Source organism: Streptomyces sp. NPDC057137, from assembly GCF_042670825.1.
GTDB lineage: Bacteria > Actinomycetota > Actinomycetes > Streptomycetales > Streptomycetaceae > Streptomyces.
On record NZ_JBHUUW010000021.1, the window covers coordinates 1 to 14,208 of the forward strand.

Annotated in this window: 15 protein-coding genes; 2 read left to right on the forward strand and 13 right to left on the reverse strand. The window is 68.9% G+C overall.

The window, feature by feature from the left end:
- Positions 1-30 precede the first annotated feature (30 nt).
- The 11 genes from ACFT9I_RS18530 to ACFT9I_RS18580 form a co-directional block, all read right to left on the reverse strand.
- Complete coding sequence (locus ACFT9I_RS18530; RefSeq protein ID WP_382565460.1) at positions 31-780, reverse strand: CocE/NonD family hydrolase C-terminal non-catalytic domain-containing protein; 750 nt, start codon at positions 778-780, stop codon at positions 31-33.
- Between the two features lie 185 nt (positions 781-965).
- The gene (locus ACFT9I_RS18535; protein WP_382565462.1) at positions 966-1,454 is read right to left on the reverse strand and encodes a GNAT family N-acetyltransferase; all 489 of its coding nucleotides are present in this window, start codon (positions 1,452-1,454) and stop codon (positions 966-968) included.
- The gene (locus tag ACFT9I_RS18540; RefSeq protein WP_382565464.1) at positions 1,447-3,009 is read right to left on the reverse strand and encodes an AMP-binding protein; all 1,563 of its coding nucleotides are present in this window, start codon (positions 3,007-3,009) and stop codon (positions 1,447-1,449) included. The genes ACFT9I_RS18535 and ACFT9I_RS18540 overlap by 8 nt, the downstream gene beginning before the upstream one ends.
- 48 nt (positions 3,010-3,057) lie before the next feature.
- Positions 3,058-3,897: an SDR family NAD(P)-dependent oxidoreductase gene (locus tag ACFT9I_RS18545; protein WP_382565466.1), complete on the reverse strand. Its 840-nt coding sequence runs from the start codon at positions 3,895-3,897 to the stop codon at positions 3,058-3,060.
- Between the two features lie 4 nt (positions 3,898-3,901).
- A complete protein-coding gene (locus tag ACFT9I_RS18550; RefSeq protein WP_382565467.1) occupies positions 3,902-4,759 on the reverse strand; it encodes an alpha/beta fold hydrolase in 858 nt (285 codons plus the stop codon).
- Positions 4,760-4,772: 13 nt separating this feature from the next.
- Positions 4,773-5,348: a 3-phenylpropionate/cinnamic acid dioxygenase subunit beta gene (locus tag ACFT9I_RS18555; RefSeq protein WP_382565469.1), complete on the reverse strand. Its 576-nt coding sequence runs from the start codon at positions 5,346-5,348 to the stop codon at positions 4,773-4,775.
- Positions 5,349-5,466: 118 nt separating this feature from the next.
- A complete protein-coding gene (locus ACFT9I_RS18560; RefSeq protein WP_382565470.1) occupies positions 5,467-6,672 on the reverse strand; it encodes an NAD(P)/FAD-dependent oxidoreductase in 1,206 nt (401 codons plus the stop codon).
- Positions 6,669-7,019, reverse strand: coding sequence for a bifunctional 3-phenylpropionate/cinnamic acid dioxygenase ferredoxin subunit (locus ACFT9I_RS18565; protein WP_382565471.1), 351 nt, complete (start codon positions 7,017-7,019; stop codon positions 6,669-6,671). Before ACFT9I_RS18565 ends, ACFT9I_RS18560 begins: the two co-directional genes overlap by 4 nt.
- Positions 7,016-8,293, reverse strand: coding sequence for an aromatic ring-hydroxylating dioxygenase subunit alpha (locus ACFT9I_RS18570; RefSeq protein WP_382565473.1), 1,278 nt, complete (start codon positions 8,291-8,293; stop codon positions 7,016-7,018). The genes ACFT9I_RS18565 and ACFT9I_RS18570 overlap by 4 nt, the downstream gene beginning before the upstream one ends.
- A complete protein-coding gene (locus ACFT9I_RS18575) occupies positions 8,290-9,192 on the reverse strand; it encodes a VOC family protein (RefSeq protein ID WP_382565474.1) in 903 nt (300 codons plus the stop codon). The genes ACFT9I_RS18570 and ACFT9I_RS18575 overlap by 4 nt, the downstream gene beginning before the upstream one ends.
- A gap of 28 nt (positions 9,193-9,220) precedes the next feature.
- Positions 9,221-10,042: a 2-keto-4-pentenoate hydratase gene (locus tag ACFT9I_RS18580; RefSeq protein ID WP_382565475.1), complete on the reverse strand. Its 822-nt coding sequence runs from the start codon at positions 10,040-10,042 to the stop codon at positions 9,221-9,223.
- A 206-nt stretch (positions 10,043-10,248) separates the two neighbouring features.
- Here ACFT9I_RS18580 and ACFT9I_RS18585 point away from each other — a divergent pair, with 206 nt between their 5' ends.
- Positions 10,249-11,220, forward strand: a complete 972-nt coding sequence (locus tag ACFT9I_RS18585) for a zinc-binding dehydrogenase (protein ID WP_382565476.1) — start codon at positions 10,249-10,251, stop codon at positions 11,218-11,220.
- 124 nt (positions 11,221-11,344) lie between these two features.
- Complete coding sequence (locus tag ACFT9I_RS18590; protein ID WP_382565478.1) at positions 11,345-12,190, forward strand: IclR family transcriptional regulator; 846 nt, start codon at positions 11,345-11,347, stop codon at positions 12,188-12,190.
- On the opposite strand, the gene dmpG is transcribed toward ACFT9I_RS18590, so the two are convergent.
- Both dmpG and ACFT9I_RS18600 read right to left on the reverse strand, forming a co-directional pair.
- The gene (gene dmpG / locus ACFT9I_RS18595; RefSeq protein WP_382565641.1) at positions 12,144-13,148 is read right to left on the reverse strand and encodes a 4-hydroxy-2-oxovalerate aldolase; all 1,005 of its coding nucleotides are present in this window, start codon (positions 13,146-13,148) and stop codon (positions 12,144-12,146) included. The genes ACFT9I_RS18590 and dmpG overlap by 47 nt on opposite strands.
- 107 nt (positions 13,149-13,255) lie before the next feature.
- On the reverse strand, positions 13,256-14,155 hold the full coding sequence (locus ACFT9I_RS18600; RefSeq protein WP_382565480.1) for an acetaldehyde dehydrogenase (acetylating): 900 nt from the start codon (positions 14,153-14,155) through the stop codon (positions 13,256-13,258).
- Between the last annotated feature and the right edge of the window lie 53 nt (positions 14,156-14,208).

Below are 14,208 nucleotides of genomic sequence, written 5' to 3' on the forward strand. Positions count from 1 at the left end.
CCGCGGCCGCTTGCGTTTCATGACGGTCAACTATCGAGCGGTACGGAAGGGGAAGTCGGCATAGGAGTTAACGGTGTTGACAGTGACCTGCACCGGATCCGGGGCCTTGAGCATGGTCGGATCCCCGCCGGAGACGGTGAGACGGAGCCGGTGTCCTTCGGCGAACCGCCAGTGCTGCGGCCAGACCTTCACGGTGTGGCCAGTCGGCGTGCCGACCCTCACCGGCTGGGGGGCACTGTCCGAAACACGGTGTGAGGCGAGCAGGAATCCGTCGTTGACCTGGGTGGCGGTGCCGTCCGGCGCGATGTCGTCCAACTGTACGTAGAAGTTGGCGTCCGGCGCGCTGAGCGCCGTGTTCAGGCGAAGCCGCACCGATCCGGCGAGCACGGTGTCCTCGCTGAGCGCGGCGGAGGTGAAGCGGGCGTCCGGCAGTGGTGCCGAATGGTCGCCGTCGAGCCAGCGGTCCCACCGTGCCAGCAGGGTTCCGGGCGGCTGCTCCTTCGCGGGATCGCAGCCGGCGGCCGGGCGGTCGGTTCCGTGCTGGATGTCGCCCAGATCCCGCCCGGGTACGGACTGTCCCCGTAGGGGTTGTCCTGGGCACGCCGGGGCGATGGCAACCAGATGCGGAGGTTGGAGCGCGGCGGCCCGATAGGAGGTCAAGCCTCCGTAACTCGACCCCTGCTGGCCGATCCGGTCCGTGGACCAAGGCTGGGCGACGAGACCGGGGAACCGGCCGTGGGCGGGGGCGCCACCGCCTCCGCCTCCGCGCGGAACGCTCAAGCCGTGAGACGCGGCGCGAACCGGCGGACCTTTTCGGGTCGATCACAGGGGAGCCTCCATGAACTCGACGGACGTCGCCCTGGGGGAGACGACGCCGGTCACTCCATCGGAGGGGAAGGCTTACGGAACAGGCCGTATGCCGTCTCGCCGCACAAGAGCTCCTGCCTTACGGGTTGTTGGGCGGGTCAATGGGGCATGTCGTTGAGCGCGGTGGACAGACCGGCCAGGGCGGCCGGCTCCGCGGCGAGTAGGACGACGGTGCGACCTTCCAGGTCGGCGTCGGTGATGGCCCTGAAGCCGTTGGCTTCGAAGCGACGGATTGTCTCCGTATCATCCGCGTCGGGTGCGGAGATGACACGGCGGCACTCAGGGTCGGCGCGGAAAAGCGCTGGTACGAGAGCCCGCAACAGCTCGGCGGCCGCAGGCTCCGTACGGGCACTGCCGCCGGAGAGTTCGACCGCCAGGTCATGCGCTCCCACGGGATAGCAGTGCCGCAGCGGGTGGTGAAGCACCCGGTGGAGTGTCAGCTCCAGCAGCGGAGTCCCGTCGCGAACGACGCTCCACCCCCGGGACGTACGGGTGACAGGTCTGAGCGGATCGGTGGCGCGCAGAGCCCAGCCGCCGCCGAGTACCGGCTCCGGCGGTCCCGGTACGGGGGCGTAGGGGTCACTCATGCTTCTCCACCCACCGCCGCAGGATTCCTTTGGCCAGTTTCCCGCTGCCGTTGCGCGGCATTTCCTCGATCAACAGCACCTTGGTGGGCAGCTTGTAGCGGGCCAGGTGCAGGCCGCCGAACTCACGGATCTCTTCCACCGTCAGTTCCGTACCGGGCTCGCAGGTGAGGACGGCCAGCACCGTCTCCCCCCACTTGGCGTCCGGTACGCCGAGGACGGCCACCTCGATGACCGAGGGATGCTCGATCAGTACCCGCTCCACCTCGGCCGGATACACGTTCTCCCCACCGCTGATGATCATGTCTTTGAGCCGGTCCACGACGTAGTAGCAGTTGTCGCGGTCGCGATGGGCGATGTCACCGGTGTGGAACCAGCCCGCCTTGTCGAAGGCTTCGGCCGTGGTGATGGGATCGTTCCAGTAACCGTGTGTCACGTTGGGCCCGCGGACGCAGAGTTCGCCCTGGACGTCCGGTTGATCGATCCGTGCGCCGGTGGCGGGGTTCGACAGACACACCTCCGTGTACGGCATGGGCATCCCGGCCGAGCCGGACTTGGTAAGGGTCAACTCGGGCGGCAGGTAGGTGGCGAAGGGGGCTGTCTCGGTCAGTCCCCAGGCCTGCTGGAGCATGACCCCGCGCGCCGCGTAGTCACGGATCAGTTGAGGTGGCACCGGGGCCCCGGCGACGATCGGGGCCCGCAGGGCGCCGAGGTCGGCCTCGGTGAAGCTCGGTACACGCGCGATTGCGGCGAACATCGCCGGTACGGCGAACAGGCTGTTCACGCGGTACGAAACCAGGTCGTCCAGGCATTTCTGCGGTTCGAAGACACGGTGCAGGACGACGGACCCGCCGCGCGTCAGTGTGCGCAGAGTCAGGGCGTTCAGACCGCCGATGTGGAACAGCGGCGCGGCGGCGAGGGTGATGTCGTCGGGGAGAGTGGGGACGACGCTCTCGACGTTCACGGCGTTCCACCACAGGTTGCCGTGCGTGAGCATGACGCCCTTGGGACGCCCGGTGGTGCCGGACGTGTACATCAGGACGGCGAGGTCGTCGTCGGTCAGCTTCACCGGCCGCGGCGCGGGCCGGTCGTGTGTGAGCAGGGCGGACAGCGGTTCCCACTGCGTCAACGGGTCGGCGGCGGCCGGGCATACGGGGTCGGTGTCGACGAGAATGTACTGGCGCGCGGGCAAGCGGTCCGAGATCGACTCGACCAGTTCGCGATGGCCTTCCTCGACGACCAGGCTGTGGGCGCCGCAGCTGTCAAGGATGCCGCGCACCTCGTCGCCGGCGAGGCGGAAGTTGACGGGGACGAAGACCGCGCCGAGCTGAGCGGCGGCGAGCAGGGTCTCCAGCAGCGCGGCACTGTTGTAGCCGAGGTAGGCGATCCGGTCGCCGCGCCGCAGCCCGCGCAGGGCCAGTCCTGTAGCGAGCGCGTTCACCGTCGCGCTCAGCTGTCCCGAGGTGATCTTCTGGTCCTCGTAGTGGAGGCACACGGTTTCGGCGGAGTGACGGGCTCTGCGGTGCACCGCTGTGGCGGGGCTGATGTCGACGACCATGACGGCTCCTTCGATGACGTCGCACTAAGGGCAAAGGTGAGGCTGTGCTCAGAGACCGGCACCACCGGCCGGGGTACGGAATCCGCGTACCGAGATCCCGCCGTCCGCGGGTATGACGGTGCCGGTGATCGTGGAGCTGTCAGCGCGTGAGGCGAGCAGAACGTAAGGCCCGGTGAAGTCTTCCGGTTCCACACTGGAGTCGTACAGCGGGATCATCGGAGGCTGTGCATTGCCGGATGCTTCGTTCCTGGCGAAGGACGCGGCCAGGGTGCGCTTCTGGAGGCCGAGGCTCTCGGGTCCGCTCAGCTGGGTGCGCATCCCGCCGACGGCGACGCCGTTGACTCGGACGCGGGGGGCGAGTTCGTAGGCGAACTGGCGGAGCAGCCCGAGGCAGGCGTGTTTGCTGGCCGTGTACAGCGGACCACCGCCGTCCGTGTGGAAGGACGCGTTGGAGAGGGTCATGACGATGCTTCCGCGGGCGGCGACCAGCTCACGCCATGCGGCCTCGACAGCCAGGACGTACCCCTTGACGTTGACGGCGAAGATCTCGTCGAAGGCTTCGGACAGTTCCGCGCCCGTCAGCTTGGTGACGCTGCGGTGATAGTCCCAGATCCCGGCATTGGGGACGAGAATGTCCAGCCGTCCGAACCGGTCCACGGTCGTCTCCACCGCGCGGTGCATGTCAGCCGGGACACGTACGTCGCCCGTGACGGTCACGACCCGGTCGGCGTGATCGCCGGCTGCCGCCACGACCTCCTGGAGCTGCGCGTCCGTACGCCCCAGGATGGCCACGTTCGCCCCTTCGGAGAGGTAGCGCAGGGCGACTGCCCGGCCGATCCCGGAACCTCCTCCGGTGATCAACGCGGTGTCGCCGCTCAACCAGCCCATGGCGTCAGCGCTCCTGGAGGAAGTCGAGGACCAGCCGCTCGAACTCGTCCTGTTTCTCCAGCTGGACCCAGTGGCCGCAGCCGCCGAAGACATGCAGCTGGACGTCGCGGATCTGCCGGAGCATGAGCTGCGCGCCGTCCAGCGTGATGGTGCGGTCGTCCCGGCCCCAGAGCAGCAGCGTCGGTGCCTTGATCTTGTGTACGTCGCGCCAGAGCGGGTCCATGCCGTGGCGCCGGGCGAAGGCGGCGTTGTAGCGGTGGTAGAAGGCGATGTGGGAAGGGTCGAGCGAGGCCTCGTAGCGGGCTTGGACCGTTTTCTCCCACCGCTTGGGCTCGGCGGTCATGACCCGGATGAAGTCACGCATCTTGGAGACGCTCGGTCCGCTGCCGTTGTAGTAGCGGAACATGGCCTTCTGGCCCTCGGTGGGAGTGGGGCCGAATGGCAGCCAGCCTCCGCCGGGTGCCATGAGTACCAGCTTCTCCACCCGCTCGGGTACGGCGAGCGCGGTGGCGATGGCCGCGGCCCCGCCCAGGCTGTTGCCGAGGAGGTGGAAGCGGTCGACGTTCAGCGCGTCCAGGGTCTCCAGCAACGCGTCGACAGTGATCGCGGTGATGCTTCGGGCCGCGAGGTCCTCCTCGGACGGGCGGTAGCTGCCGCCGAACCCCGGCTGGTCGGGGAGGATCACCCGGTGTGCGGCGGAGAGGGCGGGCAGATTCTGGCGGTAGTTGGCCACCGCGTCGGCGCCGGGCCCTCCGCCGTGCATCATCACCAGGGCCGTTCCGGACCCGGTCTCGCTCACCGCGATGGGGCCCAGGGCGGTGGGGACCGTACGGGTGGACAGCTCCGGTTCTTCGGTGATCACGTGTGGCTCCCCTTCACAGAAAGGTGCTGATGTTCTTGGCGAGCAGGACGTTCTGGTCCAGCAGGATGGTGCGCCGGGCGATGAGCAACTGGCCGTCGGCACCCCGCCGCAGCAGGTCGGTGCGGGAGCCCGCGTAGACGTCCACTTCACGCTCCAGCCGGTTGCGGTAACAGAGGAACGCCGAGTCGGCGAGGTACTGCCCGGGTTCGTCATCCGCTCGCACCGCGATATTGGTGACGAGATGCCGGGTACGCGATGGCGGGTCCTCGGCCCAGGCCATACCGGAGTCGAATCGTCGGATCCGCCACATCAGGCTGGCCTTGGTCTCGTCGAAGATCGCGACCTCGCCCGGCGCGCCATCGGCCAGACTCTGCTGGCGGCGGAGCCGGTTGGTGCGGACCGGCGCCCAGTAGTGGAGATCGTCGGCAAGGAGATCGAGCCAGTCCGCGTAGCGGTGTTCGTCGAGCAGACGCGCTTCCAGGGTGTACAGCCGCTGCGCCTCGAAATGCAGTCGGATGTCGTCGTCGAACGGCCGGTGATCCGCACCGGCGGACGTCCCGGCCGCCGGTTCGGCGCGTGAGGCACTCATCACTCCTCCTTCGTGGTTCGGCCGCGCAGGCAGCGTCGTGGGTCTGTTTGATGTCATTGGAACCGCTGGCCGGCGGGTGCGGGGAGCGGGTGTGCCGCTGTCCGGCACACCCGATGTCTCAGTTACGGAGCAGCGTGCGCGGGTCGGCGGTCTCGTCGGCGAGACGTGACGCGTCGAGGGGAACGGCGCGGTCGATGAGGCGGCGGGCCGTGGCGATGTCACGGGCGCGGTCGATCGCGGCGGCCGCGACGAGGCGGTCGTCGTGGAGTCCGAACACGGTGAAGGCGCTGCTGTCTGCGGACCCCCGAAGCACCAGGCGATTCGCTTCGGCCATGGTTCCCGCCGCCTCCAGCCGTGACCCGTGACGGTCCGACCAGAACCACGTGGCCCGCTCGGCTTCGGGGGCTTCGCCGAGCAATCCGATCGCTGCCGCACGGCCGTCGCGCTGGGCGGCGTCCCAGTGCTCGTGGCGTGTCGGCTGTTCATGCCTCCTTGCCGCGTCGCCGACCGCGTAGACAGCGGGGTGCGAGCTCCGCCGACACGCGTCAACGACGATTCCGTCGGCGGTGCTCAGTCCCGACGCCTCGGCCAGGGCAGTGGACGGGCGAATGCCGATACCGACCACAACGGTGTCCACGGCGAGCGGATCATCCCGCCCCGAGATGTGGACCAGGGCCCGGCCCGGCCGATGCTGTATGCGCTCGACGCCCCCGGTGACCAGCTCGATGCCCGCCTCGCTCTGCTGCCGGCGCAGGGCGGTGGCGACCGCGACACCCACCACCGGGGCCAGCGGCAGGGGAACGGGGTCGATCAGAGTGACCTGGCAGCCGAGCGTTACCGCCGCCGAGGCTGTCTCGGCGCCGATCAGTCCGGCGCCGACGACGGCCACGTGCGTGCCCGGGAGGAGCCGCGCGCGCAGCCGTTCGGCCTCCTCCCAGGTGCGTAGCAGGTGTACGGCCGGGTCGTCCCCGCCGGGTACCGGCAGCGCGCGGGGCGTACCACCGGTCGCCAGCACGACCCGGTCGCCGAGGACGGAGGTACCGTCGGCCGTCTGGACCGATCCGCCCTGTGGGCGCAGCGCCGTGACCCGGGTACCGGTACGCAGTTCGACGCCTTGCTGCTCGTACCACGACGCCGGACGCAGCGGAATGCCGTCGCGGCCCGCCTTGCCGAGCAGGACGTCCTTGCTGAGCGGCGGCCGGTCGTACGGCAGGCCGGCCTCGGCCGACAGCAGCACCAGCCGGCCGTCGTATCCGAGCGAGCGCAGGGCGTCGCAGGTGGAGACGGCGGCCAGTCCCGCTCCCACGAAGACGATCCGTTTCATCCGGCGGCCTCTTCACCGGCGTACAGCCAGATCTCGCCGTCGCGGATCTCCAGCCGGTGCGCGCGTACGGGCTCGGTGACCGGCATCGACTGCGGCTTCCCGGTGCGCAGACAGAACTTTCCGCTGTGCAGGGGGCATTCGACCTGTCCGCCCTCGATCCAGCCGTCCGCCAGCGACGCCTGCCCGTGTGAGCAGGTGTCGTCCAGGGCGAAGAAGTCGCCGCTGTCGTCGTGGAAGACGGAGATCGGTCCGTCGTGTCCTGTCCTTTCGGCGGTGACCGTCAGCGCCTCTCCCTCGGGGATGTCGCCGACGGCGGCGACCCGGATACCGGTACTGGTAGTTGTCATGGGGTGCCGTCCGTCTCATGCCAGGCAGGTGTGTTCATCAGGTCGCGCCAGCGGGTGTAGAAGGCGCGGGCGGCGCCATCGCTGTAGAGGTGTCCGGTGGTGCCGGGATGGATACCGTCCTCGCCTTCCAGCCCGAGCCCCATCTGGTAGTTGAGGCGCATCGAACCCGCGATGAACCCGTGTGCGGTGGCCTGGACCTCGCTCCAGTTCTCGCCGTCGTCCTGCTCGAATATCCCGGTGGGCCCGAACGTGCGCAGGTTGTAGAGCCGTTGGGCGTCCTTGGCCTCGTCGGACATGGAGCGGTCCACCAGGGTCCACGCCCACACCTCCATGCGGTCCGGTCCCCTGGGGTGCCAGACCCGGATGCTGCCGTTCACCGGCAGGTAGGAGAAGTTGGGGAACACGGTGGCGTGTCCGGTGGTCATCGGTCCTTCGACGCGGGCGTCGCCGAGCCGCTCGCGCAGTGCCTCGTAGTCGTAGTGCTTGTGTACGACCGCGTCGTCGAACCGGCTCTTGGGATGGGTGGGGAAGCCTGCTCCGTGACCGAGCGGATCGGCGTACTGGCGTCCCGGAGTCTGCGCGATCTCCGTCTTGGGGCCTTTGCCCGAGGGCGACATGACCATGAGGGCGGAGGCGTGGGAGATGTTGACGTGGTACCAGTCGGAGGCGAACTGTTCCGCGGCCAGCTTCCAGTTGCCTTCGAGTACCCACTTGTGGACGCCTCCGACGACTTCGGTGCCTTCGGGATCCCGGTCCAGCATCGCGTCCATGTACCAGGTCATACCTCCCAGCGATTCGGCGAGGGGCGGGGCCTCGGTGTTCCAGGTGGCGAAGACCAGCCCCTTGTACGTGTCGAGGTGTGCGACCTCGGTCAGCCCCCACTGCTTCTGATCGAAGTGATCGGGGTAGCCCTCGTGGTTCGGTACGTTCACCAGCTGGCCGGCCGTGTCGTAGGACCAGCCGTGATAGCTGCACGTGAACGCCTTGGCCGCGCCGGCGTCCGCCCGGCACACCCGCATTCCGCGGTGCCGGCAGACGTTCAGGAACGCCCTCAGCCTCCGGTCGCGGCCCAGGACGACCAGGACGGGGTCCTCGCCCATGTAGGTGGTGAAGAAATCACCCGGCTTCGTGAACTGGCTCTCGTGGGCGAGGAAGAGCCAGTTGGGTGCGAAGACTCGGCGAAGCTCCTGCTGGTAGAGGTCACTGTCGCTGAAGACTGTGCGGTCGATCAGCCCCCGGTCCAGGTCGAACAGCCCGCTGACGTCGGTGTTCATGCGGGCACCTCCGTGGTACGGCCGGGGCGCCGGTGACCCCACACACTCGTGCCGGCCATCCGGGTCGCCGTCCAGGGGTCGCTGACCGTGATCGCGCCGTGTCCGTACTCGACCTCGAACCCTGACGGGGTGACGGCGTAGAAGGACACCATCCGGTCATTGCTGTGGCGGCCCAGGGTCATGGCGAGGGGGGCTGCGCCGGCGGCGCAGCGATCTTGGGCGAGACCGACGGTGTCGAGGTCGTCGACCTCCAGCATGAAGTGGAACAGTTCGCCCGGCTCGATGTCCTTGCGCGGCTTGCGTTCGGGATCGACGACGAGGCCGGCGAAGGCAAGGCTGTGGTGGCGTGAGTTGGTGTGCAGGAACGCGATGCGCTTGCGGCCGAGATCGCAGAAGTCGCTGGCCTTGAAGCCCAGCAGTTCGGTGTAGAAGCGGTAGGTGGCGTCGTAGTCCTCGACGTTGAACACGATGTGGCCCAGGCCCTGTTCACCGGTGACGAAGCGGGCTCCGGTGGGTGAGGCGAAGGCGGTGACCGCTGTCCGCGCGCCGTAGAAGATCTCGATTCTGACCCCGTCGGGGTCCCGCAGGTGGATCAGGTCCAGAACGTCACGCTGTCGGCACAGTGCCTCGTCACCGTGCTCGGTCTTGACGCCGGCGGATTCCAGTTCCCTGGCGGCAGCCTCCAGTTCGGTGGGTCCGGCGACCTCCCAGCCGGCGTAGGCGAACCCCTCGGTTTCGGCGGCGTGGAGGGCGATCCGCCAGTCCCGGTCGTCCATCCGTAGCCGCAGGCCGTCATCGGTAGTGCTGGTGCTCAGACCCAGGACGTCCTCCGCGAAGGTGCGCCAGGGGTCGATGTGCTGGGTGTGAAGGCCGAAATATCCTAGTCCGGTCAGTTGCATTGGGGGTCGGCCCCTTCGTCTCGTCGGTTCATCGGACGGTTGCCGTCAGGGTGGGCAGGCGGTCGGACCGCAGGGACAGCGTGGTTGTTCCGGTCAGCGGAATGCTGGCGTGCACCGCTCCGGCCAGGACCAGTTCGCCGGGTTCGATGCCCACGCCGTACGCGTGCAGCGTCCGGGCCAGCCAGGCCACCGCCTCCAGAGGATCGCCGAGCACTTCGGCGCCGATGCCCTTGGCGACTGATCGGCCGTCGGCCGTGAGCTCCAGGCACTCGCTTCCCAGGCTGGTCAGCAGGGCCGGGTCCGCGTCGATGGCGGGGCCGGTGATGACGAGGGCGGAAGAGGCGTTGTCCGCGACCGTGTCGGCCAGTGTGAGCCGCCAGTCTCTGATGCGGCTGTCGATCACCTCGATCGCCGCCACGACATGGGACACCGCGGCGCGCGCGTCCCCGACACTCACGGCGGGGCCGGCCAGGCGCTCGCCGAGTACGAACGCGATCTCCGCTTCGATCCGGGGAGCGATCAGACGGGCGCTGTCGATGGTTCCGCCGTCGCCGACGACCATCGAGCGGAACAGCACCCCGAAATCCGGCTCGTCCACTCCCATCTGCCGTTGCATGGGCGCGGAGGTCAGGCCCACCTTCCGCCCCGCGAGGCGGTCGCCCGCCGCGAGCCGGAGCCGGGTGTTGGTCTCCTGCACCACGTAGGCCTCGGCGACGGTCAGACCGGGGCGCAATTCGGTGAGTGGCGCCATCGGCCTGCGGGCGGCTTCGGCGCGTTCCAGGAGAGCCGCGAGTTCGCCGAGGGTGGGAGCGGTGGCGGCCGTGTCGACGGTCGGGTCAGGTGGCTGCATACGGTCATCTCACGCCGTGTGGCGCGTGGCGCCCAGTCGGTGTGCCGTCGTGCGGAACAAGCGCCGGCGGGCGGCAGGGACCGCCGGTCCTTCACGCTGTGCCGTGCCCCGGCACACGGCGTGGCACAGGCGTACGGGGGACGGCGAAGCTCAGGTGCACCGAGAGACCCGCAATCCGGCGGGTGCCGGCCAAGGAGAGGCCCCGCATGCTCGCCGCCGTGGCTGTACGCCAGAACCCTGACGATCCGCTTGCCGGTCTCGAACTGCGCGAGGTGCCCGCACCGAAACCGCCGGAGGGATGGGCGGTGATACGCGTGGTCGCCGCGGCGCTCAACCACCACGACCTGTGGACTCTGCGGGGGGTCGGGCATCCGGCGGACCGGCTGCCCATCGTGCTCGGCTGCGACGCCGCGGGAATCGACGAGGACGGGAACGAGGTGGTGGTCCATCCGGTGATCGGCGACCCTGCCGCGGGTGGAGGGGACGAGACGCTGGATCCGGGGCGTGCCCTGCTCTCCGAGCGGCACGACGGCGCGTTCGCCGAGCTGCTGTGCGTACCCCGGCGCAATCTGATCCCCAAACCGGCGAGCCTCTCCTTCGAGGAAGCCGCCTGCCTGCCGGTCGCCTGGCTGACGGCGTACCGCATGCTGTTCACCCGGGCCGCGATCCGCCCCGGGGACAGCGTGCTGGTTCAGGGGGCCACCGGCGGGGTCGCGTCGGCGGCCATCGCCCTCGCCCGAGCGGCGGGCGCGAAGGTCTACGCGACCAGCCGCACCGAGGCCAAACGTGCCACCGCTCTCACCCTCGGCGCCCACCACGCCGTACCGACCGGTGACCGCCTGCCGGAGAAGGTGGACGTGGTTGTGGAGACGGTGGGCGAGGCAACGTGGGCGCACTCGCTGAGATCGCTCCGCCCCGGCGGCACCGTGGTGGTGGCGGGCGCCACCAGCGGTTCCAACCCGCCCGCCGACCTGAGCCGGATCTTCTATCTCCAGCAGCGGGTGCTTGGGTCCACCGGCGGCACCCGGGACGAGTTCGTCGCCCTGCTGCGGTTCATCGAGAACGCGGAGATCCGCCCCTCTGTCGACCGCGTCCTGCCGCTGACACAGATCCACTCCGGCTTCGAGGCGATGCTCGGCGGACACCTCGCCGGGAAGATCGTGATCCGACCCAGCTGAACGGTGTGACCCGGACCTCCGCGAATCCGCGACACCACCACTGGGCATGAGCCAGAGGTGTCACTTATAGTGGACTAGTGGCCATTGAAGTGGTCACTCGTGTTGAGCCGTACCGGAGAGCGCCATGCCTCATGCAAAGCACCGAGCCGCGTCGGCCGAACAACAGACAGCTGTCGACAAGGCGCTGGTGCTGCTTCGGTCGCTGGCCGAGACGGACGACGAGATCGGTGTGACGGAACTCGCCAGGAGAACCAGCCTGTCGAAGTCCACCGCGTTCCGGCTGCTCGGCATCCTCCAGCGCAACGACATGGTGGCACGGGTCGGCAGCAACTACCGGCTCGGCACCGACCTGTTCGACATCGGCGCCCGGGTGTACGGGCCGACGCCCGTGCTGCTCCGGGAGCGCCTGCTGCCCTTTCTCGCGGATCTGTACGAGCTGACGCACGAAACCGTCCATCTCGCGATCCTCCACGACACCGACATCATGTACATCAACAAGATCCACGGCCACCGGCCGGCTCGCTCCCCCTCCAAAGTCGGGAGCCTGCTGCCCGCCTACTGCACGGGCGTCGGCAAGGCCCTTCTCGCGTTCGACCACGACGCCGCCGAACGGGCCATCGCCGGGGGGCTGCCGGCCCGGACCGAGTACACCATCACGGACGCCGGTGCGCTCAGGGCCGAACTGCGCGTCGTACGTGAGAACGGAATCGCGTACGACGCACAGGAAGCGACTCTCGGCCTGGCCTGCGTGGCGGTGCCGGTCATGGGAGGCAAGGGTCTTCCCGTGGCAGCGCTCTCCGTGGCCGGCGCCGACCACCGCTTCGACCCTGCTCGGTACGCACCGGCTCTGCGCCGGGTCGCCTATGAAGCATCCAGGGCTGTGGCGGTCGCGACCGCTGCCCGGCAAGCCTCCGGGCCGGCCCTCAGCTTGGAGGAACGGCGCCCGCGAGCTCCAGAGCCACGTCAATGATCATGTCTTCCTGCCCGCCGACAACCCGCCGACGGCCGAGTTCCAGAATGATGTCGGACTCCGGAACACCGAAGTTCTCCGCGGCCCGGCGGGCGTGCAGAAGGAACGAGCTGTACACACCGGCGTACCCGAGCATCAGGCTGCCCCGGTCGAGCGAGGGCAGCCGACCGGCACACACCCGGGCGACGACATCCTCGGCCACGTCCGTGAGCGCCAGCACATCGATGCCGGTCCGCGCCCCCGCACGGTCGAGAGCGGCGGCCAGCACCTCGGTCGCGGCATTTCCCGCGCCTGCTCCGAGACCGTGGAGGGAGCCGTCCAGAATGACCGCGCCCGCCTCGGCGGCGGCCAGGGCGTTGGCGACACCGCAGCCGAGGTTGTTGTGGGCATGCATGCCCAGGGGCACGTCGTCCCCCAGCTCCGCCCGCAGCGCCTGAACCCGGTGCGTCACCTGATGCGGCAGGAGAGCGCCCGCGGAATCGACCACGTACAGCGTGTCCGCCCCCGCGTCACGCATGATCCGTGCCTGCCGGGCCAGCCCCTCAGGAGAGATCATGTGGGAAAGCATCAGAAAGGCCGCGGTCTCCAGCCCCAGATCCTTGGCGGCCTGCAGATGCTGCACGGCGATGTCCGCTTCCGTGCAATGGGTCGCGATCCGTACGACGTCGATACCGGCGTCGGCCGCTTCCTTCAACTGCTCGACCGTACCGATGCCGGGAATCAGCAACGCCGCGAGCTGGCTGTGTGCCAGTTCCTCACGTGCCGCCCGGAGCAATTCGACGTCCGAGGTATGGCTGAAGCCGTAGTTGAAGGACGAGCCTCCCAGGCCGTCCCCATGGGTCACCTCGACCACCTGCACCCGAGCGTGGTCGAGGCCCCGGGTGACCTCGCGTACTTGTTCCACGGTGAACTGGTGCCGCACGGAATGCGACCCGTCACGCAGTGTGGTGTCACACATGCGGATCTGCCGGTCGGCCAGCGGGCCACCGGAACCGTCTCCTACGACGGGCGAACCGACTGAGGCCTTCTCTGCTCGTTCCGACACGTGCTCGTTCCTGTTCGTAGTCACCGCGACACCCCCGTGGTGAGGGCAGGCGCCAGCTTCTCCGCCGTGGCCACGGCCGCGGCCGTGATGATGTCGAGATTCCCGGCGTACTCGGGCAGGTAGTCGCCGGCGCCGCGCACTTCCAGGAACACGCTGATCTTCGTGGTACCGCCCGGCCCCCTGCCCGGTTCGATCAGCGGATCCGTAGTGACGCGGTAGCCCGGCACATATGTCGCCACGACCGCGGTCATGTCGGCGATGGCCTGTCGGAGCCTGTCCTCGTCGGCCGTCGGGTCAACGGCGCAGAACACCGTGTTACGCATGATCACCGGGGGGTCTGCCGGATTGAGGATGATGAGGGCCTTGCCGCGGGCGGCCCCGCCGACTCGCTCCAGGGCGGACGCGGTCGTCTCGGTGAACTCGTCGATGTTGGCGCGTGTACCCGGGCCCGCTGCCCGGCTGGAGATCGTGGAAACGATCTCCGCGTACGCCACCGGCGTCACCGCGCTGATCGCCGCCACGATCGGCACCGTCGCCTGGCCGCCGCACGTCACCATGTTGAGATTGGCCTCGGACAGCACCTGGTCCAGATTGACCGCCGGTACGACAAAGGGCCCTACCGCCGCAGGCGTCAGATCCAGAGCCGTCAGGCCGGCGGCACGATAACGGGGAGCGTTCAGCAGATGCGCGCCCGCGGACGTGGCCTCGAACACGAGGTCGAATTCGCTGGCCCGTTCGATCAGTGCGTCCACACCGCCGCTCGTCGCCTCTATGCCCGCCTCCCTGGCGCGGGCCAGCCCCGGCGATGCGGCATCGATCCCCACCAGGAGCCCGGCCTTGAGTCCAGGAGAGCGCTGAATCTTCGCGATCAGGTCGGAGCCTATGTTCCCCGAACCCACAACCGCACAGTGAAGTACCACGTGGCACCGCCTTCTTGATCGGCTGATGCCACGTTCCCCGCTGGGCGGGAGAC